Genomic DNA, 23,315 nt, shown 5'->3' on the forward strand with positions numbered 1-23,315 from the left:
GATGGCCGCCGTCCGCACTTCTTCCGAAATCACCTTCAACCGCGTCGCCATCGTTGCCGTGCTGCTGGTGACCATCATCTTCCTGGCGCCGATCTACTGGATCGCCTCGACGGCGTTCAAGCCGCGCAATCTTGCCACCACCATTCCGCCGACCGTCGTCTTCCAGCCGGAGATTTCGCCCTTCGTGAAGCTGTTCACCAAGCGCTCCCAATTGCGCAGTCCGCCGTCGCCGGAAGAGTACGCGGCGGCCCCATGGTGGGAGCGTGTCGTCTTCGACGGCGGTGAAAAGATCGTGCGCGACGGCAAGGGCCAAGTGCAGTGGTCGGGCTATCCGAGCCGCTTCCTGAACTCGCTGATCATCGCCATCACGTCGACGGTGCTGGCGGTCGGCATGGGCACGTTCACCGCCTATGGGTTCTCGCGCTTCAAGGTGAAAGGAGAGGCGGACCTGCTCTTCTTCATCCTGTCGACGCGCATGCTGCCCCCGGTGGTGGTGGCGATCCCGATGTTCCTGATGTACCGCGCGGTCGGCCTCAACGATACCCACATAGGCCTGATCATCCTCTACACCGCCTTCAACCTGTCTTTCTCGGTGTGGCTGATGAAGGGTTTCATGGACGAAATCCCGAAGGAGTATGAGGAGGCGGCACTCGTCGACGGCTACACCCGCATGGAAGCCTTCTTCAAGATCGTGCTGCCCGAGGCCGCCACCGGCATCGCCGCCACCGCCGTCTTCTGCTTCATCACGGCCTGGAACGAATACGCCTTCGCGCTGATCATGACCAACCGCCGCGCCCAGACGGCGCCGCCCTTCATCCCGAGCCAGGTCGGCTCCGGCCTGCCTGACTGGACGGTGATCGCCGCCGGAACCTTCCTGTTCCTGCTGCCGGTCGCCATCTTCACCTTCCTGCTTCGCAATCATCTGCTGCGCGGCATGTCCTTCGGAGCGATCCGCAAATGAGCTTTCGCACCATCAATCAGAAATATCTGGAACCGGGCTCGCAGATACTCATGGTGCTCGGCATCGTGGCGCTGTGCCAACCCTGGAACATGACCCTGCACACCTACGGCCTGACCATCATCCTGATCGGGCTGGTCGGCTTCAACATCACCTCGAAGATCGCGCCGGAGGAACAGGCCGGCACCGGTCATGGCGCGGATGCGCGAAATCCGGGAGCACAGCATTGACCCAGATCGAGCTTCGCGGCGTCCAGAAATTCTTCGGTGCCGTCCAGGTCATCAAGGACCTCAACCTCAAGATCGCGGACAATGAGTTCATCGTGCTGCTCGGTCAGTCCGGCTGCGGCAAGACGACGACCTTGCGCGCCATCGCCGGACTGGAAACCATCGACGAGGGCGATATCCTCATCGACGGCAAACCGGTCCAGCATCTGAAGGCCGCCGACCGCGACATCGCCATGGTGTTCCAGTCGTTCTCGCTGTACCCGCATATGAGCGTCTACGAGAACATCGCCTTTCCCTTGCGCGCCACGCGCAAGAGCAAAAGCGAGATCGACCAGGAAGTGCGCTCGGTCGCCAAGACGCTGCAGATAACGGATTTGCTGGCGAAGAAGCCGTCGGCGCTGTCGGGCGGCGACATGCAGCGGGTGGCGATCGGCCGGGCGCTGGTGCGGCGGCCGAAGGCGATGCTGATGGACGAACCGATCGGCGCGCTCGACGCCAAGCTACGCGAGGAGATGCGGGCCGAGATCAAGCGGCTGCACATCAAGCAGGGCTCGACCACCATCTATGTCACGCACGACCAGATCGAGGCGATGAGCCTCGCCGACCGTATCGTCATCATGCATGAGGGCGTGCTGCAGCAGGTGGGAACGCCCGACGAGGTCTATTCGCGGCCGGCCAATCTGTTCGTGGCCCAGTTCGTCGGCAGCCCGGTGATGAATGTCGCCGACGCGGCCGTGACGGAGAAAGCCTCGGCCGCATCGGTGACCGTGGGCGACGCGGCCACCGGCTTCGAGTTTCCCAGCACGCTGCTGTCGAAGCTCAACGGTCATGCCGGCGATGGGTTGGCGCTCGGTATCCGGCCCGAAGGGGTGCTCATTCGCCGTGACGCGGCCGACGGCTTCATGGCCGTCGAGACCCAGATCGTCGAGCCGCTCGGCTCCTTCGACATCGTCGACCTGAAGGTCGGCACCAAGATGCTGCGGGCGCGCACCAAGAGCGGCTTCGTCAGCGGTCCCGGCGAGAAAGTGTTCGCCAGGATCGATCCGACGCAGGCGCATTTCTTCGACAAGGCAAGCGGCAAGTCGCTTGAGGTGAGGCTCTGATGGCCCATATCCAACTCAAGAACATCTCCAAGACTTTCGGCAACCACACGGCCTTGACCGGGCTCGACCTCGACATTGCCGATGGCGAATTCTTCGTCCTGCTTGGCGAGACGGGCGCCGGCAAGACGACGACGCTGCGGCTGATCGCCGGGCTGGAAAAGCCGAGCGAAGGCCAGGTCTTCATCGATGGGGTCGACGTTGCCGACTGGGGCGCGGCCGAGCGCGACGTGGCGCTGGTGCTGCAGCAATACTCGCTCTATCCGCGCTACACGGTGCGCGAAAACCTCGAATTTCCTCTGAAGCCGAAGATCCGCCGGCTGCCGGACGCCGAGATCAAGGACCGCGTCGACCGCGCCGCCCGCACGCTCAGGATCGAGCACCTGCTCGACCGCAAGACCGATAGGCTGTCCGGCGGCGAGATGCAGCGCGTCTCGATCGGCCGCGCCATCGTGCGCAAGCCGCGTGTGTTCCTGATGGACGAACCGCTGTCGGCGCTCGACGCCAAATTGCGCGAGGCGCTGCGCACCGAGTTGAAGAACCTGCAGATACAGCTTGGCGCCACCTTCCTGTTCGTGACCCACGACCAGATCGAGGCTATGTCGATGGGCGACAAGGTTGGTGTGCTCAATCATGGCCGCATCATCCAGACCGGCACGCCGCACGAGATCTACAACAATCCGCGCGACACCTATGTGGCGAGCTTCGTCGGTTCGCCGCCGATGAACCTCATCGACGGCAGGCTGGTGAACGGCCGCGCGGTGATGGCGCCGCTGAATTTCGAACTGCCGTTCGCGGGGGGAGCCAAAGCGGGTGCGGCGACCGAGGGGCGCCCGCTCGTCTTCGGCATTCGTCCGGAGGATGTCTATCTGGAAAGCGGCGCACCGGTCGAGGCGCGTGTCCACGACGTCGAGAACCATGGCGTGGAAAAGATCCTGACGCTGCGGGTCGGCGACACAACCCTGCGCGCCACGGTGCCGGCCAGAACCGATGTCGCGATCGAGCAGCCGGTGCGTTTTGCCTGGAACCCAGACAAGGTGGTGCTGTTCGATAAGGGCAGCGGCGTGAGCTTACGGCACGCCGGATGACGTCGCGACCGAGGTGTCGCGGAGAAGCACCTTGGACAGCGCCCCAAAACAAAACCCGCCTCGCGGCGGGTTCTTGGCGCGACTCGGCACCTCAACCAGAGGTATAGCATAACTGCCCTCTGCAATCAATGTCGGGGGGCAATGCCGCTCGAACGGTTCGTCCGGTCTCTACTTCGGCAGATAGGTCTCGTAGGGTTCGGTGTTGAGCAAAAGGATCACGCATTCGGTGTCCGAGAGGCAGGCGTCGTCATGCATCTCGTTGGCCTTCTGGGTCCAGTATGATCCAGGCGGCAGTTCGACCTTGGTCGCCTCACCACCTTCCATCTGCCAGTGCGCCCATAGGCCCTGGATGACCACGGCGCGATAGTCGGCGGTGTGCGCGTGGACGGGGGCGCGCCAGTTGCCCGGGACTTTCAGTAATGTTCCGGCTGGACCCTTGGCCCTTTCGCCCCACAGTGGTCCCAGGCGCTGCGGCTGGTCTGGCGCCTCGGCGACGTAGGGGATCTTGCCTGCCGGCAGATAGCTGTCCTCAAGGGCAAAGGCGCGTCCGGGAATGACCGACAGGACACCAAGCGCGAGCAGTGCGAAATGATTGGCCATGGGATTTCCTCCACGAGCCAGCTTATCCGCCGGATGCCGGCCGGCCATGACGCTGCGTCCAAAAGACCTGGCAATTCCTCCAGACCGGGAAGGATTGGAAGTGATTTTGGTGGCTGACGTCAGGACGGCTCTTCGCCGGCACCGCTATGGCGCAGATGGCTCGGCGCCACGCCCATCACCCGCTTGAAGGCACGGCTGAAGGATGCTTCCGAATCATAGCCCAGTTTCGCCGCCGCGACCGATACCCTCATGCCGTCCCGCGCCAGCCATTGCCTAGCCTGATGCATGCGCACGCGCAGCACATATTTGGCCGGCGTCTCTCCGACCACCGTGGCGAAGCGCTGGGCAAAAGCCGAGCGCGAGGCTCCCATCATCCGCGCCAGTGCCTCGACGCTCCAATCGCGATCCGGCTGCAGGTGGATGGTCGCCAGCACCTTGCCGACGTCGGGATTGCGGACGGCGGCGATCCAGCCGGTGGCATCGCCACAGCCGTTCTCCACCCAGGAGCGGATGATGGTGGCGGCGAGCACATCGGCAAGGCGGGCAAGGATGCCGCCGGAACCGACCCGGTCCATCGTCACCTCGCCGGCCATCGCGTCGAGCAGATGCTGAATACCCGGCGCGTTCGCCATCAACTTGTGCGCCTGCATCAGGGTGGGCATCATGTCGAGCAGCGGATGCGAGCCGTCGAGATTGAAATGCATGCTGCCGCAAAACAGCAAGGTCTTGGGGCCGCCGCACTCGTTGGAGACGTCGTAGATGTTCTCGCACACCGGTTCGATCGTGTAGCGGCCGATCGGCACCGGGGGCACGCCGGGCGCGCTGGCCAGGACATGCTCGTCACCGCGCGGGATCAGGAGTGCGTCGCCCACCGAGAGTTCGATCCACTCCCTGGCTGGTGAGAACAGCCAGCAGCCCTGCTGGCCGATGAAATGAAACCGCGCGGCTTTCTGGGCCGGGAAGGAAACGGCCCAAGGCTCGCCCAACACGCAGCGGCCATAGTCGACGCCGTCGAGCCGCAATCCGCGCAGCATGTCGCTCAGCGGGTCGCCAGAAGTCGGCAGCGCCATTTTGGACGAATTGTAATTCATTCCGGAGTTTCTAGCATGGAAACTCCAACTTGTCACTCCCATGTTGCGTCGCAGCCAAATGCTGCGTTGCAACAAACCGTAGACCGGTCGCATAGCCAAGCCATGGCGGCGAGGCATGTAACGGGTGGACCCGAGCCGGTCATTTTCCATGCGGCGCCGCAAACAGATCGGAGACTGACCATGGCCGAACCCGCGACAGGCGCCATTGACGCCGCACTTCTCAACCCCCTCGAATCCGATGAACGAACCGAACCGGCGTGGGGCGCGGTCGTCTCGCTTGCCCTTGGCGTTTTCGGCCTTGTCACCGCCGAATTCCTGCCCGCCAGCCTGCTGACGCCGATGGCGCGTGATCTCGGCGTCAGCGAAGGCGTGGCCGGCCAGGCGGTGACGGCAACCGCCATCGTCGGCGCCATCGCCGCGCCCACCATGGCCATCGTCACAAGGCGCATGGACCGCAGGCTGGTGATGTGGATGCTGACGGTTTTCCTCATCCTGTCCAACCTCCTGGCCACCTTCGCCTCGTCGCTCACCACGCTTCTGCTCGCCCGTGTCGTGCTCGGTGTCGCCCTTGGCGGCTTCTGGGCGATGTCGGCGGCCATGGCGCTGCGGCTGGTGCCGATGCGGCTGATGCCGCGCGCCATGTCGATCATCCTCACCGGCGTGTCGCTGGCCACCGTCACCGCCGCTCCGGTCGGCGCCTATGTCGGCGACATCTGGGGCTGGCGCACGGCCTTCATGATCGCGACCATCGTCGGGGCCTTGGCGCTGCTGGTGCAGTTGGCCACCATTCCGAAGCTGCCGCCGGTCGGTGTCGCGAGCTTCCGGACCTTGCTAGAAGTGCTGGAGCGGCCGTCGATCAGGGTTGCCCTGCTGGTCGTGCTGCTGGTCGCGTCCGGGCACTTTGCCGGCTTCACCTATGTCCGTCCCTTCCTCGAGAAGGTGCCGGTGCTCAACATCGAGACGATCTCGCTGGTGCTGCTGGCCTATGGCATTGGCGGCTTCTTCGGCAACATTGCCGGCGGCTTCCTTGCCGAACGCAACCTCAAGGCAGCGGTTGCGCTGGCACCGCTGCTGATCGCATTGGCGGCCGCCTCGATGCTGATCCTTGGCGCGTCGCCCATGATCGCCGCCGCCGCCGTCGCTGCCTGGGGCTTCGCCTTCGGCGCGGTGCCGGTCGGGCTGCAGAGCTGGCTGGTGCGGGCAGCGCCCGACCAGGCCGAGAGCGCCGGCGGCCTGATGGTGGCGACCTTCCAGGTGGCGATTGCGATGGGCGCTGTCTTTGGCGGCCTGCTGGTCGACCATGCAGGCGTTGCCAGCGCCTTTGCCTATTGCGGCATCGCAACGCTGCTGGCTGCCATCGTGGTGTTCCTGCGCGGCCCGAAGCAGGCCAAATAGTCTCTCCCAGCAGCCAACTGGCAACGGCCCGGGAACCCTTACGGTTTTCGGGCCGTTGGCGTTGTGATGGCGGCGACGAAGCGGTTGAGACTGTCCTCGACATGGACGGCTACTTCGATGGTCGGATCAAAACTCCACCATAGCAACGCACCTTGCCAATGCGACGCCATCAGCAGGCCGACGTCTTGTGGCGAGTCGTCGATTTCAGCGAAGCAGGCCCCAAGAGCGGCGCACAGGAATGCCTTCCAGGCCGCGCCGCGCGCCCTGAGCACGGGATCGCGCAGATCCTCGCGCAAGACGAGCAGGCCTTCGGCATAGGACTCGATGCCGCCATAGCCCTGCGACAGCGCCACCAGCAAGTCGATGGCGCCGGCCGGGGTCTTGGGCATGTTGGCTGCGAGCGCCCTTGTCTTGTCGTCCAGGTCGTCCCAGGCATGCAGCAAGGTGCGCTGCTTCAACCGAGCCTTGTTCTTGAACCGCTGCACCAGGGTTGCGCCGGACAGGCCGCAGGCTTTTGCCAGACGCTCGAAGGTGAGCGCCTCCGGGCCATGCTCGTGGATCAATCGCAAGGCTGCTCTCAGCACCTGCTCGTCGGATCGGGTTTTGGGACGGGTCATCTTGACATTCCATTATAACCGAATGATCATTTATATATGCTGCGAGCGGCCTTAGCCAGCTCGGATTTGATCGATGATGCTGTTTTGGGAGAGTTCAATGACGTTGCAAGGAAAAGTTGCCCTGGTTGCCGGCGGCACACGAGGCGCCGGGCGCGGCATAGCGGTTGAACTCGGTGTCGCCGGTGCAACTGTCTATGTCACGGGGCGGAGCACGCGCGGCCAGCAATCCGAATATGCCCGGTCGGAGACCATCGAGGAGACGGCGGAATTGGTCACCGCGAATGGCGGCAAGGGCATCGCCGTGAAGGTGAATCATCTGATCGCCGACGACGTGCGCGGGCTGGTCGGGCGCATTCGCGCCGAGCAGGGTCGGCTCGACATACTGGTCAACGACATCTGGGGCGGTGAAAAGCTGTTCGAATGGGACAAGCCCGTCTGGGAGCACAATCTGGAGAACGGCCTGCGCATGCTGCGCCTGGCCATCGACACGCATCTGATCACCGCGCACCATGCCTTGCCGCTGATGATCGAGCGGCCGGGCGGGCTGCTGGTCGAAGTCACCGACGGCACCGCCGCATACAATGCCCAGCATTATCGCCTGTCGCCCTTCTACGACCTTGCCAAGGTGGCGGTGAACCGCATGGCCTGGGCCCACGCCAAGGACCTGGCGAAACACGGCGCCACATCGGTCTCGCTGACGCCGGGCTGGATGCGTTCGGAAATGATGCTGGAGATTTATGGCGTCGCCGAGGAAAACTGGCGCGACGCGACGGCGAAAGTGCCGCATTTTGTCATTTCCGAGACGCCGCGCTTCGTCGGCCGCGCCGTGGCTGCCTTGGCGGCGGATCCGGATCGCTCGCGCTGGAACGGTCAGTCGCTGTCCAGTGGAGGGCTGGCGCAAGTCTATGGCTTTACCGATCTCGACGGCTCGCGGCCCGATGCCTGGCGCTATGTTCCGGAGGTTCAGGATGCCGGCAAGCCAGCCGATGCGACAGGCTACCGGTAGCAGTCGGCTTCAAGCCGAACGCCCGTCGAAATCGAAGATCGACAAGGTAGACGGATCGACATCATCGATACAGTTGATGTTGATGTAAGCGCTGCGCTCCGCACCTTCGTCGACATCCTCGGCGAAGGGATGGAGGCCGCAGCTGCGGCAGAAACGGTGCGCTATTTTCGCATCGCCGAATGTGTAGCGGCCAAGGTCATCGCCCCAGGCAATGAGGGTAAGCTTGTCATGTGGCACGGCCCACAGCAGCGCGGCCTTGCGGGCACAGATCGAACAATTGCACCTGATGACGCCGCCAAGCTCGCCTTCCACCTCGAAAGCAACCTTGCCGCAGTGGCAGCTGCCCTTGTACAGCATCAGTATCTTCCTATCGCTGGCAGGTGCAAAGGCACGCTGGCCGGGTTATGCGTTTCGCGGCCTGGCGGCTGCTTGCCCTAAGGACGTTCTATCCTGGCGGAGTCCGACATCGACATGCAATCAATCCGCGACCATCTCGAAAACATCCTGTCACGTCTTGCCAACCGTGCGGCCGACGAGAAGGTCTTCACGAAGCTTTATGCCGAAGCCGCACGGGCCGCGGCTGACGCCAGCGAGGCCCGCAAACGAGCGGGCGTGACGCTCGGCCCGCTCGACGGCACCATCGTCTCGATCAAGGATCTGCTTGATGTCGCCGGCGAAGCGACCACGGCCGGCTCGCTGATGCGCAAGACCGCCGCGCCCGCTTTGCGAGACGCGGCAATCGTCGGCCGGTTGCGCCAGGCCGGCGCTGTCATCATCGGCAAGACCAACATGACCGAATTCGCCTTCACCGCGATCGGCGACAATATGCATTACGGAACGCCAGGCAATGCCGTCGACCCTAGGCGCATTCCAGGCGGTTCGTCCTCGGGCGCCGGCGTGTCTGTTGGCGAGGGCACAAGCGACATCTCGATCGGATCCGACACCGGTGGCTCGATCCGCATTCCGGCGGCGCTCAATGGCGTCGTCGGCTTCAAGCCAACGGCGCGGCGCGTGCCGCTGACCGGCGCCTTTCCGCTTTCGGGCACATTGGACTCGGTCGGTCCGCTCGCCCGAACCGTCTCGCAATGCGCAGCCGCCGACGCGGTGATGGCCGGCGAGGTGCCCAACGAATTGGCGGCCATTCCACTCGCCGGGCTTCGCATTGGCATTCCGCGCGGCGTTCTTTTCGGCGACACGCAAGGCGAGGTTGCCGCGGCCTTCGAGCATTGTCTTGGCAGGATCGGGGCGACCGGCGCACACATTGCGGAGCTGTCGATCGACGATCTGATCGCGGATTTGCGCACGGCCACCAAGCGCGGTTCGATCGCGGCCATGGAAGGAGCCGAAGTGCATGCCGACTGGCTGGCGACCGGCGCACCCGTGGCTGTCGACCCGCATGTCAGCGGGCCTTTGTCGCGGGCGGCAATGCTGACGGCTCCGGTCTATATCAGGGCGCTGCGCCGCCGTTCCGCGCTGGCCGCCGCCATGGATGAGCGGCTGGCGTCGGTTGACGTGCTGGCGTTGCCGACCACGCCGGTGACGGCGCCGACCATCGCTTCCCTGGCCGAGGATGCCGAACTGCGCGAGCGCACCGAAGGGCTGCTGTTGCGCAACACCCAGGTCGCCAATCAGTTCGACCTCTGTGCGATCTCATTGCCGATGCCAGCCATGACGTCGCCTGCCGGCTTGATGCTGGTCGCGCGCAACGGTCATGACCGCCGCTTGTTGAGGATCGCCGCGTCGGTGGAGGCTTTGCTGGCCTCCTGACATTTCTGTTCCGCTTCAGGCCGGAAGCATGCTCTTGGCGATCATTGCTTGCGTGAGAAGCAGTGCTTGCGCTCACTGTCGTTGGCGGTGCGCACGATGCTCGTCGCGACCAGCCAAGGCAGGCTGTAGTCCTTGCCGGTGAAGGTCCGGGTTCGATGTTCGATAGATCCCCTGACGACGATCTTGCCGGCGTAAAGCACGTCGGACGCATCGGTCATCGCCTTGTCCTTCGGCGGCAATCGGCTGGTGTCGATCGAGACACCTTTGATGATCTTGCCTGTGGCGAGGTTGAGCGCACTGTTCGATGGGCAGGGCGCCTTGAAGCAGCGCAGCCCGTTGTCGCAATAGACATAGCTGCTCTCGGCCATTGCCGAGGATGGCGAGGCGCAGGCCAGGAGAGCGGTGGCAGCCAGAAAAGCGTGGCGAAGACCGGACATGGCCGTAAGGTCGCCAAGAAATGGGGCGAAACCGCGATTGCTATATCTGGTTTGGAAACCGCCGCCAGTAGTGATCGACCACTTCGGGATTGCGCAGATTGACCGGCAGCTTGCCGGCCAGCACCAGCAGGGCCTCACTGGCGGCGCCGACGCCCATGCGCATCATCGATTCTTCGGTAATGCCCGCCATATGCGGGGTGATGATGACATTGTCGAAGCCGAAATAGGGATGGTTCGACGGCAGCGGCTGCGTCGAGAAAACGTCGAGCGCTGCACCGCCGATGCGGCGCTCCCGCAAGGCATCGATCAGCGCGTCATCGTCGACCACCGGCCCGCGCGACACGTTGATCAGCAGTGCGTTGGGTTTCATGCGGGCGATGCGCTCGCGGCTGATCAGGCCGCGTGTCTCCGGCGTCAGCGGGCAGCAGAGAACGATGATATCGCTCTGCTCGACCAGCGCGTCGATCGACAGGAAACCGACTTTTTCCGGCGCCGGCTGCATGCTGCGCGTCGTCGCCACCACTTTCAGGTCGAAGCCGTGCGCGGCGATGTGACCGACCGCTTGCCCGACGGCGCCAAGGCCGACGATGCCGATGGTCTTGCCGGCGAGTTCGATGTTGGAATTGGCATGCTCGCGGCCGGCGAGCCAACCCTTGGCGCGCAGGTCGCGGTCGACCCTGCGGAACTGCCGCAACAGGGCGAGTGCGGTGAACATGACATGCTCGGCGACCGAGCGGGCATTGACCGCCGGCACGTTGGCCACGAGCACGCCGGCTGCCAAGGCTGCCTCCATCGGGATCATGTCGAGCCCGGCGCCATGGCGGATCGCGGCCCTGAGTTTCCAGGCGCCCTCGAACAGCGCCGGCGGCAGCGGCGCGCGCACGATGACGATGTCGGCGTCCTTCGCCTCCGTGGCCAAGGTGACGGCATCGAGCGCTGAAGCGATGACGAGTTGACCGGCGCCGGCGAGCTTGGCCGAGGCGCGTGGGTGCAGCGGATGGGTCGACAGGATTTTTGGCACGGTCTGAGCCACGGTCAGGCCTTTTCGAGCGCCGGACTCGCGGGCGCGGCCGCCTTGCCCTCGATCAACCCCTTCCAATAGCTCTCCGCGCCCTGCAGATGGGCACTCATCAGCGCCTGGGCGAGATTGCCGTCGCGGCGCAGCAGCGCCTCGTAGATCTGCACGTGCTCGGCATGCGAGCGCACGCTGCGTTCGGGGTCGTTGAAGTAGATCGGCAGGCGCTGCTCGCCCATCAGATAATAGACGCTGCAGATGTTGTGGAAGACGCTGTTCTTGGTGGCGCGGACGATTTCGAGGTGGAATTCGCGGTCTTCCTTGGCCAAGCCTTCGCCAGCGGCGATACGCTCCTCGGACGCCTTCAAGATTTCGCGCAGCCGCTCGAAATTCTCCTCGGTGGCACGTGAACAGGCGAGTTCGGCCGCCTTGATCTCATGGATCTTGCGCAACTCGACCGTTTCATAGATCTGCAGCGGATCGAGCGGCAGGCCGGCGCGGGCGAACAGCGCCAGCGCCTCGACGCTGGCCTGTTTGGTGTCGACATAGATGCCTGATTTGGCGCGGCGCTCGACGATGCGCATGGCCTCGAGAATGGCGAGTGCTTCACGGATCTGGCCGCGACTGACGGCGAAATGCTCCGCCAGTTCACGTTCCGATGGCGTGCGTCCGGTCTCCTTGTCCGAGTGGGAGAACAGATAGGCGGCGAGTTCCGCGAGAAGGTTCTTTTCTTTCATCGTCAACAGCGTTGCGCGTGCGCCTCCAGGAATCGCTCCGAAACGGTGAATCCCAATCCGGGCTTTTCCGGGATCGCTATCATACCGTCCCTGGCTTCGACAGTCTCTTCGACCAGATCGTGGATCATCGGATTGGCGCCGAGCGAATATTCGACCGTGAAACTCGAAGGCGATGCGGCACAGACATGCAGCCCGGCGAAGAAGCATGGCGCGCCGGCCCATAGATGCGGCGCGAAGCGCAAATTGAAGGCGCTGGCGATGGTGCCGATCTTCATTGCCTCGCTGATGCCACCGCAGAAGGCCGGGTCCGGCTGGAAGATGTCGGCTGCCTTGAGCACGGCGAGGTCGCGGAAGGCATAGCGCGTCGCCTCGCTTTCGCCGGTGGCGATTGGAACGGTGCCGGCGGCGCGCACTTCGGCCATGCCTGGCTTGTCGTCGGCGATCACGGGCTCCTCGAACCAGGCGAGGTCGAGATCGCCGACGAGATGGATGAAGCGCTTGGCTTCGGCGACCGTATAGGTGCCGTGGGCATCGACCATCAGCTCGACATCGGGGCCGAGCGCCTGGCGCGCGGCGCGCACGCGGGCGGCGGAAATGTGCGCCGCGCCATCCATGGCGCCGACCCGCATCTTCAACGCCTTGAAGCCGCCCTTGGCGATGTAGGATTTCAATTGCTCGCCGATGGCATCGGCCGATGCCCAGCCACCGGAGGCATAGGCCTGCATACGATCGACCTTGCGGCCACCGAGAAGCCGCCAGACCGGCTGGCCCAGCGATTTGCCCAGGATGTCCCAGAGCGCGATGTCGACGGCGCTGATGGCGGCGACGCTCATGCCGCGCCGCGCCAGCTGCGGCATGGCGTGGCCCGCGTAAGCGGCACTCTCGTGGCGCACGCCGTTGTAGAGCATCTCCCAGATGACGCCGATGTCGGCCGGATCGCGGCCGATCAATTGCGGCCCGACTTCTTGGTTCAGCATGTGAACGAGGGCGCCGTAGCTGCCGGCGCTGCCGGCGGCGTTCTTGCCTTCGCCCCAGCCGACCAGCCCGTCATCGGTTTCGATGCGCAGGATGGCGGCGTCGAAGGTCATCACCTGGCCGAAGTCGCTGCGATGCTGCTTCGCGGCTTCGATCGGGACGCGGACCCACCAGGCTTGGACGGTCTTGATGCGCATGTTTTTCCCCAACCCTGCCGCCGGCCGGGCGGAAGGGCAGATTTCCCAGAGGCAATCGACTACTTGATCAGCGGCAGCAGCGTTTCGGCGGTGATGCGCATCTGGTCGGTGTAAAATTTCTCCGTCAGCACGCTGGAGCCGTGATCCTGGATGAACTTCAGCTGCTCGGGCGAGATATCGACCGGGTGACGCTCGACCATGTCGGGATAGGGTGCCGCCGGCGTACGATCGACCGGGGCGACGAACTCATTGGTCAGTGCGCCGTCATAGCCGACTTCCTTCAAGGTCGCGACGATCCTGGGCCAGTCGATCTGGCCGAGGCCGGCGGCGAAGCGGTTGTTGTCGGCGACATGGAAATCGAACAGGCGCTTTCCGACCTGCCGGATGGCGTCATGCACGTTAAATTCCTCCATGTGGATGTGGTAGGCGTCGAGGCAGACGCCGCATTCTGGGCTGACCGCGTCAGCCAGCGCCAGCGCCTGGGCGCCGCGATTGAACAGATAGGTTTCGAAGCGGTTGAGCGGTTCGACGGCGATCTTGACGCCGACCTTCTTGGCATGAGTGAAGCATTCGCGAGTCGCGTCGACCACCCACTTCCATTCCTCTTCCTCGGTGCCGTCCGGGACCACCTTGCCGACGGTTGCCGGAACCAGCGTGATGATCTCGCCATCGAGTTCGCCGACCATGGTCAGCACGTCCTTGACATATTGCACGGAGCGTTCACGCTGGCCCTGGTCCCGGGCGGCGAGGTTGCGCTCACCCAGCATCAAGGTCACCGCCCCCCAGCAGCGAATGCCATGCTCCTTCAGCAGCGCCCGCGTCTCCCTGGTCTTGTACTGCTCGGGCTCGCCGGAAATCTCGATCGACTCATAGCCGAATTTCTTGATGCGCTTCAGCGTCGTCTCAAGCGGTTCCGCGCGCATCCAGTTGTGCGTCGAAAGATGCATGGTCTGTCCTTCCCGGATTCGTCCGTATGGTTTGCCTTCGACATGCATCGCCGAAAGACGACGCAAGGGTTCCTCCCCAACGCATCCCCAGCCTTTTCTTGCAAACTGGTTAGACCAATTGGGCCTGAATTGAGGTCTACAGCAAATTCTTCGAGACGGCAACAACCGAGGCTCCGCAACTTTCAAGGCGGATTAGTTTGTTGATTACATTGCGATATATGCCGTTATTTCGCCCTCGCGGAGCGCCTTTTCAGTGCATTCCGAGGCTTGACCAGATTGCCTAATTTGGTCATACCAGAATGGCGGCGTCGGCGGAGCGTCCGACGCGATAAGACCAAAGTGACTGGCCCTGCTTCCATCAGGCGCTATGCTTGGTCGCGATAAACGAGGAGGATGCCGATGCCGACGACAATGAAGGGCCCTGGACTGTTTCTGGCACAGTTCGCGGGCGATGCCGCACCGTTCAATTCGCTGGCGTCGATCACCAAATGGGCCGCCGGTCTCGGCTACAAGGGCGTGCAGATCCCGACCTGGGACGCGCGCCTGTTCGACCTCAAGAAGGCGGCGTCTTCCAAGGCCTATTGCGATGAGGTGAAGGGCATCTGCACTGACGCCGGGGTCGAGATCACCGAATTGTCGACGCATCTGCAGGGGCAGTTGGTGGCGGTGCATCCGGCCTATGACGCGCAGATGGATGGCTTCGCGCCGCCATCGGTGCACAACAATCCGAAGGCGCGGCAGGAATGGGCTGTCGAACAGATGAAATTCGGCGCCAAGGCATCGCGCAATCTGGGGCTCGATGTCTCGGTATCGTTCACCGGCTCGCTGGCTTTCCCTTACCTCTATCCCTTCCCGCAGCGGCCCGCCGGACTGATCGAGGAAGCCTTTGGCGAACTTGGCAAACGCTGGAAGCCGATCCTGGATGTCTATGAGGACAATGGTGTCGATGTCGGCTACGAAATCCATCCTTCAGAGGACGTGTTCGATGGGGCGACCTTCGAGATGTTCCTCGACGCTGTCGGCGGACACAAGCGCTGCAACATCAATTACGACCCTTCGCACTTCCTGCTGCAGCAGCTCGACTATCTCGAATTCATCGATATCTATCACGAGCGGATCAAGGCGTTCCACGTCAAGGATGCCGAGTTCAATCCGACCGGCCGGCAGGGCGTGTACTCCGGTTACCAGAGCTGGACGAACCGCGCCGGCCGCTTCCGTTCGCTCGGCGACGGGCAGGTGGATTTCGGCGGCATCTTCTCCAAGCTGACGCAGTACAATTACGATTCCTGGGCGGTGCTGGAGTGGGAGTGCTGCCTGAAACATCCTGAGGATGGTGCCGCCGAAGGGGCGCCCTTCATCCAGCACCACATCATCCGGGTGACCGAGAAGGCATTCGACGACTTTGCCGCCGGCACGACGGACAAGAAGCTGCTGCGCGCCATGATGGGAATCTGACACCGATTTCGCTCCCCCTTGGGGAGGGGTATTTCATACGAGGGAGAAAAACATGGTAGGCGCATCGAAGTCGGAAACGGGAGGCGGCCCGATCCGCTACGGCATGGTCGGCGGCGGGCAAGGCGCCTTCATCGGCGCGGTGCACCGGATCGCGGCACGCCTGGACAATGATTTCGTGCTGGTTGCGGGCGCCCTGTCGTCCGACCCGGCCCGTGCGAAAGCCTCGGCAGCCGAACTCGGGCTCGATCCCTCGCGCAGCTACGCGTCCTACGCCGAAATGGCCAAGGCCGAGGCGAAGCGCCCGGATGGCATCGAGGCGGTGGCCATCGTCACGCCGAACAATGTCCACGTGCCGGCGGCCAAGGCCTTCCTGGAGGCAGGCATCCATGTGATCTGCGACAAGCCGCTGGCGACGACGCTGGCCGAAGCCAAGAAGCTCGCGGCGGTCGTCGAGAAGACCGGCAAGGTGTTCGTGCTCACCCACAATTATACCGCCTATCCGATGGTGCGGCAGGCGCGCGAGATGGTGGCCAAGGGCGTGCTTGGCGACATCCGCATCGTGCAGTCGGAATATCCGCAGGACTGGCTGACCGAGGACCTCGCCGCCACCGGCCAGAAGCAGGCGTCGTGGCGCGGCGATCCCAAGCAGGCGGGCGCCGGCGGTGCGCTGGGCGACATCGGCACCCATGCCTACAATCTCGCTCGCTTCGTTTCCGGGCTCGAGCTCGATTCGCTCTCGGCCGATCTCGATGCTTTCGTCCCGGGTCGGCTGCTCGACGACAACGTCAACGTCATGTTGCGTTTCAAGCCGACGGGAAAAACGCATCCGGCCAAGGGCATGATCTGGGCGAGCCAGGTGGCGCCCGGTCATGAGAATGGCCTGAAGCTGCGCATCTACGGTTCTAAGGGCGGGCTGGAATGGGTGCAGGCCGATCCCAACTATCTCTGGTACACGCCGTTCGGCCAGCCCAAGCAGTTGATCACCCGCAACGGCGCTGGCGCCCTGCCGGTGGCGGGCCGCGTCAGCCGCGTACCGTCGGGTCATCCCGAGGGCTATCTCGAAGGCTTCGCCAACATCTATCAGGAGGCGGCGCGGGCGATCCGCGCGGCGCGCAAGAAGGGCGGCAAGCCGGCAAAGGATGTCGTCTTCCCGACCATTCAGGATGGCGTCGAGGGCATGGCCTTCATCGAGGCTTGCGTGAAGTCGTCGAAGAAGAATGGGGCGTGGACGAAGCTTTAGCCGCGCGGTGGGTAAAGAAGGCCCCCTCACCCGGATTGCCGGCCGAATTGCAAAGGACAATTCGGGGCAATCCGATCTCTCCCCCAAGGGAGAGGAGGAGGTGGCGCCGACGCTAAGTCTCTTCTCCCCTCGGGGAGAAGGTGGCCGCGAAGCGGCCGGATGAGGGGGAGTTTGCGCGAAGCTGACGGGACAGCCAGTACGCGCCATCAAATGAGGGGGAGGGCGTCGATGAAAATCGGCATGTGCATGTTCTTATGGACGACCAGCGTCTCGAAAAAGCACGAGGCGCTGCTGCGGAACATCAAGGCGACGGGCTTCGACGGGGTCGAGATACCGGTCTTTGCCGGTGCGCCGGATGATTACAGAAAGCTCGGCGACCTGCTCGACCGCATCGGGCTGGAGCGCACGGCGGTCTCGGCGATGGGCGATCCGTCAATGAATCTGATCTCGGCCGACGCGGCAACGCGCAAGGCCGGTATTGACTATATGAAATGGGCCATCGATTGCGCCGATGCGCTCGGTGCGCGGACATTGAGCGGTCCGCTGCATTCGACGCTTGGCGCCTTTTCCGGATCCGGGCCGACTGCCGCCGAAAAGAAGCGCTCGGTTGCCTCGCAGCGCGCTATCGGCGACCATGCCGGCAAACGGGGTGTCACCATCGGGCTCGAGGCCCTGAACCGCTTCGAATGCTATCTGCTCAACACCATGGCCGACTTGTCGGAACATATCGACGCCATCGATCGGCCGCACATCAAGGCGATGTACGACACCTTCCACGCCAATATCGAGGAGACCGACCCGATCGGCGCCTATACGAAGCACCGCCGCAATGTCGTGCATATCCACATATCGGAGAACGATCGCGGCGTGCCGGGGCGCGGCAACATTCCGTGGAAAGAGACTTTCGCGGCGATCCGCAAGAGCGGCTATGATGACTGGCTGACCATCGAGGCGTTCGGGCGCTCGCTCAAGGATCTGGCGGCGGCAACCAAGGTGTGGCGCGATTTTTCCGAGACGCCGGAAGCGGTGTATCGGGACGGGTATAAGCATATCCGGAGCGGGTGGAAGAAGGCGGCTTAGAGCCTCCCTTCGTCATGGTGGGACGGAGCAAGGCCGCCCAACACCCACCGCCGTGATCCTTCACACCCCCCTCTGTCCTGCCGGACATCTCCCCCGCAAGGGGGGAGATCGGCTGTACGTTTTACTCTCGCCAATCACCAACGTTGCAAGAAGAATGCCGTCAATGAAGCTGCCAATCTCCCTCCTTGCGGGGGAGATGGCCGGCAGGCCAGAGGGGGGTGCTGTCCCGCCGACCTCGCCCAATTGTGCACCACAGGACGAGCTACCCCCGCTCGGCCTGGATCCGGTTGTAGTCGTGGATCGTCCGGCTCAGCCGGCGGCGCAGGAAGTTGGATATGTTGTCGAAAATGAAGACGACGAGCAGGATCAACAGCACCATGTAGAATACGTTGGCCCAATTGGAGTTGGTGCGCATGGCTTCCCACAGTTTCAGGCCGATGCCGCCGGCGCCGACGGCGCCGATGATGGTGGCGCCGCGGGTGTTGGATTCCCACTGGTAGAGCGTCTGGCTGATGAAGATGGGTATGACTTCGGGCATCACACCATAACGTTGCACCAGAAGGCCATTGGCGCCGGTCGACGTGATGCCTTCACGCGGCTTGTCGTCGATGTTCTCCAGACCTTCCGAATAGACTTTGCCGAGGGTGCCGATCTCGGTGAAGAAGATCGCGGCACTGCCGGCCAATGGACCGGGGCCGAAGGCGCGGGTGAAGAACAGGGCCCAGATCAGCATGTCGACCGAGCGCATGAAGTCGAAGAAGCGCTTGAGCCCCTGGCTCAGCACACCGCTCGGCGTGATGTTGCGCGCGGCGAAGAAGGCAAGCGGGAAGGCGACGATGCCCCCGAGCAACGTGCCGAGGAACGCCATGACGATGGTCTGCAAGAGCTTCGTCCAGACATCGCCATGCTGCCATTGGGCGTTGTTCCAGATGTTGTCGCCGGCCAGCGCCAGGTTCGAGGTGCCCGGCTTCAACTCAGGCCCGGATATGATCAGCGAGATCACCTCGCTCGCGGACTTCCCGAAGAAGGGCGAGCGGGTGTCGAAGACAAAATTCGCCCAGCCTAGGAAGCGCTTGCGCACCTTGACGCGGTCGACGGTGACGCGCACCTCGCCGACGAAGCCCATCTTGGCGACGATTTCGTCGTCATGCACGGTGACCCAGTCCGGCACCGGGCCTGATACCACCGGCTTGCCGCCAGTCAGAGCGACGGGAATTGTCTGTCCGTTGGCGACGATGGTCGCCTGGGTCTTGTCGAAGGTGACGGACTTAGCCGGCCCATCGATCAGGATGGTGTAGGTGCCATTCGCGTTCTTGATCACCCAGTCGGGATCAGGGTTCTCGCCCAGTGCCGAGAAGCGCGGGTATTTCGGTGTGATCTCAGGCTGGTCGAGGCGGAATTCCGGCTGCAGGTCGTAGCTGATCCATTGCGTCAGGAAGAGCGGCAAACGTTCCCAGTGCGAGTCCCGCAGCACCTGCGGCAGGCTGAAGAACCACAGGACATAGATGAGGTAGAGCAGAATGCCGGCAAACATGAGCAGCGGCGTGAAGCGTTTGTACAGCGGCCGCCGGAATATCTGCGGGTAGCGCTCCTCGATCGGCAGCATCTGTTCGGCGGTCATGGTCGCCATGATCTACGCCCCCATCATAAAGGCTTGCTCACCGACAAGCTTGCGGCGCAGCCAGGCGGAGAACTGGTCGATGATGAAGATGGTCGTGAACAGGAGCAGCACCAGCGCCAGCGTCTTGGCGCCGAAGCCGCGTGAGATGGAGAGCTTCAGCTCCTCGCCGATGCCGCCGCCGCCGACGGCGCCGATGATGGTCGAGACACGGACGTTGATCTCGACGCGCAGCAGCGTGTACGACATGAAATTGGGCAGAACCTGCGGCAGGCCGGCAAAACGAACCCGCTCGAACCAGTTGGCACCGACCGCGCGCAGGCCTTCCTCGGCCCGCATGTCGATGTTCTCGTTGATCTCATAGAACAGCTTGCCCAGCGCGCCGATCGAATGCAGGCCGATGGCGATGATGGCGGCGATCGGACCGGTCGAGACGATGGCCGCGAACAGGCCGGCGATGACGATTTCCGGAAAGGCGCGCAGCAATTCCATGAAGCGCTTGACGATCTGCCTCAGTGCCGGATGCGGCGTCAGATTGCGCGCCGCGATGAAGGAAAAGGGCACCGCGAAAATGAAGCCGATGAAGGTCGAGACCAACGCCATGTTCACGGTGGTGATCATCAGCTCGAAATATTCGGGGATGTAGAAGCCGCCCCAGACATAGACGCGGCCGAGCGGGAAGTTGAATTCCTGGGTGCCGGTGTCATGTGGCGAGGCCATGTCGAACAGGGCGCGCCAGACGTCGTTCCAGTCCTTGGGAATGAGCCAGCTCAGGAAATCCAGAATATGCGGCAGCCGGTCAAAGAAGTGCCCGGCATTGGCTTCGTCGGCGAACCACATGCTGGCGAACATGGCGGCAAGCAGCAGGCCGACGCCAAGCACTGTATAGAACCGGCGCAGCGACGTCTGGCGTCGCCAGGCATCGGCCATCTGGTGGGTGGCGCCGGAAGGGGCTGTCACGGAAAGGGTCATGATCGGAGATGCAAAAAGGGCGGCACCCGAGGTGCCGCCCGTTTCGATTTCGCCGTTAGCCGCCGATGGCTGCCTTACGGGCTTCGACGATGACGTTGTAGAAGTCCGGCTTCACCGGAACATAGCCGGTAAAATCGCCGCCTTCGACGCCTTCGAAGCAAGCCTTGTCCTTCTTGGGCAGGTCGGTGAAGAAGGCGGTGAGCTTGGCGGTCATGTCGTCGCCCAGCGCGGTGCGCGCGACCAGCGGGCCGTTCGGGATCAGGCCCGAGCGCCAGACTTCGACGAAGTCGTTCGGGTCGACGGCGCCCTTGGCGACGACCTTGTGGAAGGTGCCGGAGGTGAAGCCGTTCTTGAAGTCGCCGATGCCCGAGGAATCGTCGACGGCGACGTCGACCTTGCCGTCACGCACGGCCAGGATGTTGTTCTCATGGCCGCCGTTGAACTGGGTCGAAGCGAAGAAGGTTTCGTTCGAAGCGCCCGTCTCCTTCGGAATCTGGGTCAGCGGGATCAGGTAGCCGGAGGTCGAATCCGGATCGGCGTAGCCGAGCTTCTTGCCCTTGGCCGACTTGATGTCGGTGATGCCCGAGGTCTTCAGCGCCAGGCCGATCGAATAGTAGCCGGTGGCGCCATCGGTCTGCTTGGTGGTGAGGATCGGGGTGACGGCTTTCGGGTCCTTCAGGACAACGCTGGCATAGCCGGAAGCGCCGAGTTCGGCGAAGTCGAGCGTGCCGCCGAGCAGGCCCTGGATGACGCCGTCATAGTCGGCGGCGGGGAACAGCGAAACCTTCTCGAAGCCGAATTCGGTCTTCAGGTGGTCGGCCAGGCACTGGTAGTTGCGCAGCCGGTCGGTTTCGTTTTCACCGCCGAGAATGCCGACGCGAAATTCCTTCATGTCGGCGGCGTGGGCCATGCTGGTGGCCATGGCGAGCACCGAAACGGCGCCGAAAACCATCTTCCTGAACATTGATGTCTCTCCTGTAAGTTCCGGCCCCGCGCCGGCAGCGTTCTTGATCTTGACAAGTGCCCTTGACGCGGGCGGACGATCCAGGCTGCTCGCCATTGGCCCGTAATGGGCTCAGTATCCCGGGTATGCGGGTTCGAGCGGTCCGGCGGATGCGGCGATCTTCTGCTTGAAGGCAACGCTGGTGGAGGTGATGACCTCGGATATCTCGCCACCATTGCTGTCGGCGCCATAGACGAGACGCACGGCTTCGCGGTCGAGTTCCTCCGGCGGCCCGTCGAAGACGACCTTGCCGGCGGCCATGCCGATGATGCGGTTGCAATAGGTGCGGGCGGTATCGAGCGTGTGCAGATTGGTGACGACGGTGATGCCTTCGCGCAGATTGATGTCCTGCAGCGAATCCATCACCACCTTGGCGTTGAGCGGGTCGAGCGAGGCGATCGGCTCGTCGGCGAGGATCACCTTGGGCTGCTGCATCATGGCGCGCGCGATGGCGACGCGTTGCTGCTGTCCACCCGACAATGTGCCGGCGGGCTGAAGAGCGGTACGGGCGATGTCGAGCCGCTCGAGCGCGGCGACCGCTTCAGCGCACTCGGCGCGCGAAAACATGCCCAGAAGGTTGGACAGGGTGGAACGGTGGTTCAGCTTGCCAAGCAGCACGTTGGTCAGGACGTCGAGGCGCGGCACCAGGTTGAACTGCTGGAAGATCATGGCGCAGTCGCGCTGCCAGCGCCGCAGCGGCGAGCCGCGCAATTGCGAAACCTCGGCGCCGTCAAAAAAAATCGACCCCTGGCTGGGGTCGACAAGACGGTTGATCATGCGAAGAAGAGTTGATTTGCCGGCACCCGAACGACCAATGACGCCGACCATCTGCCCCTGTGGGATCGAGATGCTGACGTCGCTGACGGCGGTGTTCTTGCCAAATCGTCGGCTGACACCGCGGATTTCGAGCGTGGCAGAGCTTGCTGACATGGGCTGGTTCCAGTCCGGTCCATATTGATCGTCAGGCACTCGCCTAACGCAGCCACATGAACCTGCCATGTCGCCAGCATGTCAGTTTTGTTACGCTCCACAGATACGACGGCCGCGTCCTGCTGGCGATCAGCCGAGCATCAGCAATTCCTCGAAATGCTTCATGTCGCGGAATGCGCAGAAGGCAGGCGGCTTGATCTCGATCACCGGGGCCTCCCGGCCGAAAAGCGCCAAACTCTCGTCGAAAAGCGCGCGCCAGGCAGCAGCCCTGTCGTCGGCGAGACGCTGGATCTGGTAGGCGAAGGTGATGTGGAAGACGTAAGCGTCATGGTCGGGGTGCCGGTAGCCGAACGGCACCGCGAGCGCGTCGCGCCATTCACGCATGATGCGCACGTCCTCGTCGGTCGCGCCGGCAACAGTGAGGCCGGTCGGCACGATCTCGACCACCTTGATGTTGAACGGCCCGGCGCCCTGGAAGCCCTTCAGGCGTTCGAGGTAGAGGCGGGTCATGGCGTCGATGCTGGTGTCGAGCGGCACGTCGGACGGCCAATAGGGCAGCCGGCGGCGATATTCGATGATGCCTTGGAACAGCGTCATGTGCAGGCTGGAGATCGGCGTGAAGGCAAGGCGGTCGGCGTCCGGCATGGCCATCATCCGATCGCGGACAGCGAGCACCACGGCTTCCGAGGGTGAGCCGCTGACCAGATGACTGACGACGGTGTTGCCAGGTTCCAGGAGAAAATTGCCCGACGCGTCGTAGCGCGTGCCGAGATGCACTGGCGGCGTCGGATTGGAGCCGGCAAAGAATCCAGTGAGCGAGGGTCTGACGGTGTCGAGCATGGCGATCTCCTTGGGGAGAT

Annotated in this window: 24 protein-coding genes; 10 read left to right on the forward strand and 14 right to left on the reverse strand. The window is 63.4% G+C overall.

The features are described from left to right. Position 1 precedes the first annotated feature (1 nt). The 4 genes from LB564_RS25580 to LB564_RS25595 are packed head-to-tail and all read left to right on the forward strand — an operon-like array spanning position 2 to position 3,373. The gene (locus LB564_RS25580; protein ID WP_027144637.1) at positions 2–961 is read left to right on the forward strand and encodes a carbohydrate ABC transporter permease; all 960 of its coding nucleotides are present in this window, start codon (positions 2–4) and stop codon (positions 959–961) included. After that, positions 958–1,188, forward strand: a complete 231-nt coding sequence (locus tag LB564_RS25585; protein ID WP_140704004.1) for a hypothetical protein — start codon at positions 958–960, stop codon at positions 1,186–1,188. Before LB564_RS25580 ends, LB564_RS25585 begins: the two co-directional genes overlap by 4 nt. Continuing rightward, on the forward strand, positions 1,185–2,288 hold the full coding sequence (locus LB564_RS25590; protein WP_224541881.1) for an ABC transporter ATP-binding protein: 1,104 nt from the start codon (positions 1,185–1,187) through the stop codon (positions 2,286–2,288). The genes LB564_RS25585 and LB564_RS25590 overlap by 4 nt, the downstream gene beginning before the upstream one ends. Beyond that, positions 2,288–3,373 carry an ABC transporter ATP-binding protein gene (locus LB564_RS25595; protein WP_140704008.1) on the forward strand — a complete coding sequence of 362 codons (1,086 nt, stop codon included), beginning with the start codon at positions 2,288–2,290 and terminating at the stop codon, positions 3,371–3,373. Before LB564_RS25590 ends, LB564_RS25595 begins: the two co-directional genes overlap by 1 nt. A 168-nt stretch (positions 3,374–3,541) precedes the next feature. Here LB564_RS25595 and LB564_RS25600 read toward each other — a convergent pair whose 3' ends face one another. Together LB564_RS25600 and LB564_RS25605 are read right to left on the reverse strand one after the other, a co-directional pair. Then, a complete protein-coding gene (locus LB564_RS25600; protein ID WP_140704010.1) occupies positions 3,542–3,973 on the reverse strand; it encodes a DUF4437 domain-containing protein in 432 nt (143 codons plus the stop codon). 119 nt (positions 3,974–4,092) lie between these two features. After that, entirely contained in the window at positions 4,093–5,064 is a 972-nt protein-coding gene (locus tag LB564_RS25605) for an AraC family transcriptional regulator (protein WP_140704012.1), read from the reverse strand. Positions 5,065–5,244: 180 nt separating this feature from the next. Between LB564_RS25605 and LB564_RS25610 the strand changes: the two genes are divergently transcribed. Next, positions 5,245–6,459 (forward strand): MFS transporter, encoded by a 1,215-nt coding sequence (locus tag LB564_RS25610; RefSeq protein ID WP_224541883.1) that lies wholly within the window; start codon positions 5,245–5,247, stop codon positions 6,457–6,459. A 38-nt stretch (positions 6,460–6,497) separates the two neighbouring features. On the opposite strand, the gene LB564_RS25615 is transcribed toward LB564_RS25610, so the two are convergent. Then, positions 6,498–7,076 (reverse strand): TetR/AcrR family transcriptional regulator, encoded by a 579-nt coding sequence (locus tag LB564_RS25615; protein WP_224541885.1) that lies wholly within the window; start codon positions 7,074–7,076, stop codon positions 6,498–6,500. A gap of 97 nt (positions 7,077–7,173) precedes the next feature. On the opposite strand from LB564_RS25615, the gene LB564_RS25620 reads away from it, so the two are divergent. Next, complete coding sequence (locus tag LB564_RS25620) at positions 7,174–8,082, forward strand: SDR family oxidoreductase (RefSeq protein ID WP_224541887.1); 909 nt, start codon at positions 7,174–7,176, stop codon at positions 8,080–8,082. A gap of 9 nt (positions 8,083–8,091) precedes the next feature. Here the strand turns inward: LB564_RS25620 and LB564_RS25625 are convergent, their stop codons facing one another. Then, complete coding sequence (locus LB564_RS25625) at positions 8,092–8,439, reverse strand: GFA family protein (protein WP_224541889.1); 348 nt, start codon at positions 8,437–8,439, stop codon at positions 8,092–8,094. 114 nt (positions 8,440–8,553) lie between these two features. On the opposite strand from LB564_RS25625, the gene LB564_RS25630 reads away from it, so the two are divergent. Further along, entirely contained in the window at positions 8,554–9,849 is a 1,296-nt protein-coding gene (locus tag LB564_RS25630; RefSeq protein WP_224541891.1) for an amidase, read from the forward strand. Positions 9,850–9,890: 41 nt separating this feature from the next. Here LB564_RS25630 and LB564_RS25635 read toward each other — a convergent pair whose 3' ends face one another. The 5 genes from LB564_RS25635 to LB564_RS25655 are packed head-to-tail and all read right to left on the reverse strand — an operon-like array spanning position 9,891 to position 14,157. Continuing rightward, positions 9,891–10,286 (reverse strand): hypothetical protein, encoded by a 396-nt coding sequence (locus LB564_RS25635; protein WP_224541893.1) that lies wholly within the window; start codon positions 10,284–10,286, stop codon positions 9,891–9,893. Positions 10,287–10,326: 40 nt separating this feature from the next. Continuing rightward, complete coding sequence (locus LB564_RS25640) at positions 10,327–11,319, reverse strand: NAD(P)-dependent oxidoreductase (RefSeq protein WP_411910197.1); 993 nt, start codon at positions 11,317–11,319, stop codon at positions 10,327–10,329. 2 nt (positions 11,320–11,321) lie between these two features. After that, a complete protein-coding gene (locus tag LB564_RS25645; protein ID WP_140705000.1) occupies positions 11,322–12,038 on the reverse strand; it encodes a FadR/GntR family transcriptional regulator in 717 nt (238 codons plus the stop codon). A gap of 2 nt (positions 12,039–12,040) precedes the next feature. Next, entirely contained in the window at positions 12,041–13,210 is a 1,170-nt protein-coding gene (locus LB564_RS25650) for a mandelate racemase/muconate lactonizing enzyme family protein (protein WP_224541895.1), read from the reverse strand. A gap of 59 nt (positions 13,211–13,269) precedes the next feature. Beyond that, positions 13,270–14,157 carry a sugar phosphate isomerase/epimerase family protein gene (locus LB564_RS25655; protein ID WP_224541897.1) on the reverse strand — a complete coding sequence of 296 codons (888 nt, stop codon included), beginning with the start codon at positions 14,155–14,157 and terminating at the stop codon, positions 13,270–13,272. A 399-nt stretch (positions 14,158–14,556) separates the two neighbouring features. Here LB564_RS25655 and LB564_RS25660 point away from each other — a divergent pair, with 399 nt between their 5' ends. The 3 genes from LB564_RS25660 to LB564_RS25670 all read left to right on the forward strand — a co-directional run bounded on the left by LB564_RS25660 (position 14,557) and on the right by LB564_RS25670 (position 17,932). After that, positions 14,557–15,612: a sugar phosphate isomerase/epimerase family protein gene (locus LB564_RS25660; protein ID WP_140704030.1), complete on the forward strand. Its 1,056-nt coding sequence runs from the start codon at positions 14,557–14,559 to the stop codon at positions 15,610–15,612. A gap of 52 nt (positions 15,613–15,664) precedes the next feature. Further along, a complete protein-coding gene (locus tag LB564_RS25665; protein ID WP_224541900.1) occupies positions 15,665–16,852 on the forward strand; it encodes a Gfo/Idh/MocA family protein in 1,188 nt (395 codons plus the stop codon). Between the two features lie 228 nt (positions 16,853–17,080). Further along, on the forward strand, positions 17,081–17,932 hold the full coding sequence (locus tag LB564_RS25670) for a sugar phosphate isomerase/epimerase family protein (RefSeq protein WP_224541901.1): 852 nt from the start codon (positions 17,081–17,083) through the stop codon (positions 17,930–17,932). Positions 17,933–18,194: 262 nt separating this feature from the next. On the opposite strand, the gene phnE (LB564_RS25675) is transcribed toward LB564_RS25670, so the two are convergent. The 5 genes from phnE (LB564_RS25675) to LB564_RS25695 all read right to left on the reverse strand — a co-directional run bounded on the left by phnE (LB564_RS25675) (position 18,195) and on the right by LB564_RS25695 (position 23,295). After that, positions 18,195–19,562, reverse strand: coding sequence for a phosphonate ABC transporter, permease protein PhnE (gene phnE / locus LB564_RS25675; protein ID WP_224541903.1), 1,368 nt, complete (start codon positions 19,560–19,562; stop codon positions 18,195–18,197). Positions 19,563–19,565: 3 nt separating this feature from the next. Next, positions 19,566–20,522, reverse strand: coding sequence for a phosphonate ABC transporter, permease protein PhnE (gene phnE / locus LB564_RS25680; RefSeq protein ID WP_140704038.1), 957 nt, complete (start codon positions 20,520–20,522; stop codon positions 19,566–19,568). A gap of 55 nt (positions 20,523–20,577) precedes the next feature. Then, positions 20,578–21,486, reverse strand: a complete 909-nt coding sequence (phnD, locus tag LB564_RS25685) for a phosphonate ABC transporter substrate-binding protein (protein WP_224541905.1) — start codon at positions 21,484–21,486, stop codon at positions 20,578–20,580. Between the two features lie 111 nt (positions 21,487–21,597). Then, complete coding sequence (gene phnC / locus LB564_RS25690; protein ID WP_224541906.1) at positions 21,598–22,455, reverse strand: phosphonate ABC transporter ATP-binding protein; 858 nt, start codon at positions 22,453–22,455, stop codon at positions 21,598–21,600. A gap of 129 nt (positions 22,456–22,584) precedes the next feature. Further along, entirely contained in the window at positions 22,585–23,295 is a 711-nt protein-coding gene (locus LB564_RS25695) for a DUF1868 domain-containing protein (RefSeq protein WP_224541909.1), read from the reverse strand. Positions 23,296–23,315 lie beyond the last annotated feature (20 nt).

It is taken from the genome of Mesorhizobium sp. ES1-6 (assembly GCF_020164775.1).
Taxonomy (GTDB): domain Bacteria; phylum Pseudomonadota; class Alphaproteobacteria; order Rhizobiales; family Rhizobiaceae; genus Mesorhizobium.

What these genes read in the sequence shown, in the direction of transcription:
- LB564_RS25585 (WP_140704004.1), top strand. Translation starts at nt 958, where the DNA reads ATGAGCTTTCGCACCATCAATCAGAAATATCTGGAACCGGGCTCGCAG.
- LB564_RS25655 (WP_224541897.1), bottom strand. Translation starts at nt 14,157, where the DNA reads ATGCATCTTTCGACGCACAACTGGATGCGCGCGGAACCGCTTGAGACG.
- phnC (WP_224541906.1), bottom strand. Translation starts at nt 22,455, where the DNA reads ATGTCAGCAAGCTCTGCCACGCTCGAAATCCGCGGTGTCAGCCGACGA.
- LB564_RS25645 (WP_140705000.1), bottom strand. Translation starts at nt 12,038, where the DNA reads ATGAAAGAAAAGAACCTTCTCGCGGAACTCGCCGCCTATCTGTTCTCC.
- LB564_RS25610 (WP_224541883.1), top strand. Translation starts at nt 5,245, where the DNA reads ATGGCCGAACCCGCGACAGGCGCCATTGACGCCGCACTTCTCAACCCC.
- LB564_RS25605 (WP_140704012.1), bottom strand. Translation starts at nt 5,064, where the DNA reads ATGAATTACAATTCGTCCAAAATGGCGCTGCCGACTTCTGGCGACCCG.
- LB564_RS25670 (WP_224541901.1), top strand. Translation starts at nt 17,081, where the DNA reads ATGAAAATCGGCATGTGCATGTTCTTATGGACGACCAGCGTCTCGAAA.
- LB564_RS25580 (WP_027144637.1), top strand. Translation starts at nt 2, where the DNA reads ATGGCCGCCGTCCGCACTTCTTCCGAAATCACCTTCAACCGCGTCGCC.
- LB564_RS25695 (WP_224541909.1), bottom strand. Translation starts at nt 23,295, where the DNA reads ATGCTCGACACCGTCAGACCCTCGCTCACTGGATTCTTTGCCGGCTCC.
- LB564_RS25620 (WP_224541887.1), top strand. Translation starts at nt 7,174, where the DNA reads ATGACGTTGCAAGGAAAAGTTGCCCTGGTTGCCGGCGGCACACGAGGC.
- LB564_RS25595 (WP_140704008.1), top strand. Translation starts at nt 2,288, where the DNA reads ATGGCCCATATCCAACTCAAGAACATCTCCAAGACTTTCGGCAACCAC.
- LB564_RS25635 (WP_224541893.1), bottom strand. Translation starts at nt 10,286, where the DNA reads ATGTCCGGTCTTCGCCACGCTTTTCTGGCTGCCACCGCTCTCCTGGCC.
- LB564_RS25630 (WP_224541891.1), top strand. Translation starts at nt 8,554, where the DNA reads ATGCAATCAATCCGCGACCATCTCGAAAACATCCTGTCACGTCTTGCC.
- LB564_RS25600 (WP_140704010.1), bottom strand. Translation starts at nt 3,973, where the DNA reads ATGGCCAATCATTTCGCACTGCTCGCGCTTGGTGTCCTGTCGGTCATT.
- phnE (WP_140704038.1), bottom strand. Translation starts at nt 20,522, where the DNA reads ATGACCCTTTCCGTGACAGCCCCTTCCGGCGCCACCCACCAGATGGCC.
- LB564_RS25665 (WP_224541900.1), top strand. Translation starts at nt 15,665, where the DNA reads ATGGTAGGCGCATCGAAGTCGGAAACGGGAGGCGGCCCGATCCGCTAC.
- LB564_RS25660 (WP_140704030.1), top strand. Translation starts at nt 14,557, where the DNA reads ATGCCGACGACAATGAAGGGCCCTGGACTGTTTCTGGCACAGTTCGCG.
- LB564_RS25615 (WP_224541885.1), bottom strand. Translation starts at nt 7,076, where the DNA reads ATGACCCGTCCCAAAACCCGATCCGACGAGCAGGTGCTGAGAGCAGCC.
- phnD (WP_224541905.1), bottom strand. Translation starts at nt 21,486, where the DNA reads ATGTTCAGGAAGATGGTTTTCGGCGCCGTTTCGGTGCTCGCCATGGCC.
- phnE (WP_224541903.1), bottom strand. Translation starts at nt 19,562, where the DNA reads ATGGCGACCATGACCGCCGAACAGATGCTGCCGATCGAGGAGCGCTAC.
- LB564_RS25650 (WP_224541895.1), bottom strand. Translation starts at nt 13,210, where the DNA reads ATGCGCATCAAGACCGTCCAAGCCTGGTGGGTCCGCGTCCCGATCGAA.
- LB564_RS25625 (WP_224541889.1), bottom strand. Translation starts at nt 8,439, where the DNA reads ATGCTGTACAAGGGCAGCTGCCACTGCGGCAAGGTTGCTTTCGAGGTG.